Annotated in this window: 3 protein-coding genes; all 3 read left to right on the top strand. The window is 75.9% G+C overall.

Features of this window, described 5'->3' with window-relative positions; translation table 11 throughout:
* Positions 1 to 191 precede the first annotated feature (191 nt).
* Complete coding sequence (locus ABZW03_RS38640) at positions 192 to 491, top strand: acylphosphatase (RefSeq protein WP_355269225.1); 300 nt, start codon at positions 192 to 194, stop codon at positions 489 to 491.
* 455 nt (positions 492 to 946) lie between these two features.
* A complete protein-coding gene (locus ABZW03_RS38635; protein ID WP_355269223.1) occupies positions 947 to 1,150 on the top strand; it encodes a hypothetical protein in 204 nt (67 codons plus the stop codon).
* 154 nt (positions 1,151 to 1,304) lie between these two features.
* A partial coding sequence (locus tag ABZW03_RS38630; RefSeq protein ID WP_355269221.1) for an AAA family ATPase occupies positions 1,305 to 3,572 on the top strand: 2,268 nt, incomplete at its 3' end.

The raw sequence follows: 3,572 nt of genomic DNA, 5'->3' as shown, positions 1-3,572 counted from the left end.
GCCGACTTCAGCGACAGCGACTTCGGTGGCGGTGGCGACTTCGGCGGCGGGGACTGGTAACCCGCCGAGTCGACTCCCACGTCAGCGGCCCCGCTGGAGCACCGGCGGGGCCGCTGACGTCCTGGCGCGCGGTGGGCTTCCGCGGGCTGGGCGGGCGGGCGTCCGGCCGGGGCGTGTCCTAAGGTCGGGGCATGCACGGTCGCGACGCCCACAGTGAGGAACCGGTCCGGGTGACCGCCTGGGTCCGGGGGAAGGTCCAGCAGGTCGGCTTCCGCTGGTGGACCAGGGCGCGGGCGCTGGAGATCGGACTGACCGGATACGCCGGCAACCTCGGCGACGGCCGGGTGCAGGTGGTGGCCGAGGGGCTCGCCGCCGACTGCGAGGAGCTGCTGGCCCGGCTGCGCGGCCCGGGGACCCCGGGGAACGTCAGCGGGGTCACCGAGATCTGGACGGCCGTCGGCCCCGGCTACGAGGGCTTCGAGATCCGCTGAGCCGCCCCCGGGCCGGCCCGTCGGGGCCCTTTCGCGGCCAGCCGGCGGCCTGGCGGCGGCCCGCCGCGCGGGCTTCCGGGAATTGATCCGGAACTGGCGGTGTCACGAGGTTGCCATCCGGGCAGACTCGTGGTTGACTCCGCATCGAACGATGATCCACGAGCACGTGGTGGACCCGTCCCGAGGCCCCCAGGCGTGACCACACCGCCGGGCAGGTGACAGGGCGCGGTAGCGTGCGGTGATCGTGTTGACCCGTACCGTCTTTGGTGAGACGCTGGAAGCCCGCGCACACGACCGCGTTGTTCCGGCAGGCGCCTGCCCTCGTGAGTCCAGCTCACGGTGGTTGCGCCGTAGTGCCCAGCCAGCACTTCCGGTGACGCGCCGCGCGTGCGTCCCCCTTCCCCCTAGACCTGAACCGTTCCGGTTCGGTCACTCAGCGTGGAGGACCATTCATCATGGCAAAGGCGCTTCTCGGGTACGTCGGCGGCCCCGACCCGCGAATGCTCTCCGAGATGCGGCGGCTTCAGCAGCGCGTCCAGGATCTTGAAGCCGAGCTCCTTCGGATGCAGGCTGAGAACGACGCACTGACCGCTGTCGCTGGCGAGCACTCGTTGCTCCACAGCATCGATCTGGACCAGCGGGAGCCGGCTCTCACCTGAGTCCCGCCCGGTCCTCGCAGATCGACGCCGCTGTGCACTGAGTCGCCCCGAAAGGGACGCAGCTTGCAAGGGACGCCCGGATGTGGCGTCCCTTCGTCGTGTCGGACTCCGGATACAGTCGGTTCCCGTCCGAGCGATCGAGGGGACCGGCCGCGTGCACCTGAAGAGTCTGACGCTGCGCGGGTTCAAGTCCTTCGCGTCCAGCACCACCCTGCGCTTCGAGCCCGGCATCACCTGCGTCGTCGGCCCGAACGGCTCGGGCAAGTCGAACGTGGTCGACGCGCTGTCCTGGGTGATGGGCGAGCAGGGGGCCAAGTCGCTGCGCGGCGGCAAGATGGAGGACGTCATCTTCGCCGGGACCAGCGGGCGCGCCCCGCTCGGCCGCGCCGAGGTCAGCCTCACCATCGACAACGCCGACGGCGCCCTGCCGATCGACTACTCCGAGGTGACCATCACCCGGACCATGTTCCGCAACGGCGGCAGCGAGTACGCGCTCAACGGCGAGACCTGCCGCCTGCTGGACATCCAGGAACTGCTCTCCGACTCCGGCATCGGCCGCGAGATGCACGTCATCGTCGGGCAGGGCCGGCTGGACTCCGTGCTGCACGCCGACCCGATGGGCCGGCGCGCCTTCATCGAGGAGGCGGCCGGCGTCCTCAAGCACCGCAAGCGCAAGGAGAAGGCGCTGCGGAAGCTGGACGCGATGCAGGCCAACCTCAACCGGGTCCAGGACCTGGTGGCCGAACTGCGCCGCCAGCTCGGGCCGCTCGGCCGCCAGGCCAGGGTCGCCCGCCGGGCCGCCGGCATCCAGGCCGACCTGCGCGACGCCCGGCTGCGGCTGCTCGCCGACGACCTGTGCACGCTCCGCCGGGCCGTCGAGGCCGAGATCGCGGACGAGCTGGCGCTGCGGCTGCGCCGCACCACCGTCGAGCAGGAGCTGGCCCGGGCGGTGCAGCGCGAGCGCGTCCTGGAGGCGCAGGTCCAGCAGCTCGGCCCCGGACTGGAGGCCGCCCGGCAGGCCTGGTACCGGCTCTCCGCGCTCGCCGAGCGCACCCGCGGCACCGTCGGGCTGGCCGAGGCCCGGGCCCGGCACGCCGTCGCCGGGGGCCGGGGCGAGGAGCGGCGCGGACGCGACCCGGAGGAGCTGGAACGGGAGGCCGAGCGGGTCCGCGAGGAGGAGGCCGCGCTGACCGAGGCCCTGGAGGAGGCGCAGTACGCGCTGGCCGAGGCGGTCGAGCGCAAGGACGGGCTGGAGCGGGAGCTGGCCGCCGAGGAGCGGCGGCTGCGCGACGCCGCCCGGGCCATCGCCGACCGCCGGGAGGGCCTGGCCCGGCTGCAGGGGCAGGCCGCCGCCGCCCGGTCCAGGGCCGCCGCGGCGCAGGCCGAGACCGGCCGGCTCACCGAGGCCAGGGACGAGGCGCTGCTGCGGGCCGAGGCCGCCCAGGGCGAGCTGGACGAACTCCAGCGGCAGGTGGACGGCCTGGCCGGGGACGACGAGCGGGCCGAGGGCCGCTACCAGCGGGCGCGCGAGCGGCTGGCCGCCGTCGAGGCGGAGCTCGCCGCGGCCCGGGAGGCGGCCGGCGCGGCCGAGCGCGAGCGGGCCGGGCTGACCGCCCGGCACGAGGCGCTCTCCCTCGGGCTGCGCCGCAAGGACGGCACCGGCGCGCTGCTCGACGCGGGGGAGCGGCTGGACGGGCTGCTCGGCCCGGCGGCCGCGCTGCTGCGGATCGAGGCGGGGTACGAGCTGCCGGTCGCCGCGGCGCTCGGCGCGGCGGCCGACGCGGTGGCCGTCGACTCGCCGTCCGCCGCCGCCGGGGCGCTGCGGCTGCTGCGAGCCGAGGACGCCGGCCGGGCCGCGCTGCTGATCGCCGGTGCCGCCGGCCCGGCCGACCCGGCCGATCCGGTCGGGGAGCTGCCGGACGGCGCCCGCTGGGCGGCCGAACTGGTCGACGGACCACCCGAGTTGCTCGGTGCGGTCCGCCGGCTGCTGGCTGGGGTGGCGGTGGTCGCGGACCTCGACCGGGCGCTGCGGCTGGTCGCCGCGCACCCCGGGCTCTGCGCCGTCACCGCCGACGGGGACCGGCTCGGTGCCGGGTTCGCCCAGGGCGGCTCCGGCGGTGCGCCGAGCCTGCTGGAGACCCAGGCGGCGGTGGACGAGGCGGCCCGGGCGATCGACGAACTCGCCGCCCGCTGCGCCGAGTCGGCCGAGCGGCTGGCCGAACTCACCGAGCGGCGGCGGGAGTCGGCCGCCGAGGTGGAGCGACTGGCCGAGCGGCGGCGGGAGTCGGAACGGGAGCGGGCCCAGGTCGCCGGGGCGCTCGGCCGGCTCGGCGGGCAGGCCCGCGCCGCCGCCGGGGAGGCCGGGCGGCTCGCGGAGGCCGCCGCGCGGGCCGAGCAGGGCCTGGCCGAACTGCTCGACGGC

It is taken from the genome of Kitasatospora sp. NPDC004799 (genome assembly GCF_040609095.1).
Lineage (GTDB): Bacteria > Actinomycetota > Actinomycetes > Streptomycetales > Streptomycetaceae > Kitasatospora.
This window is presented reverse-complemented; position numbering and strand designations above follow the sequence as displayed.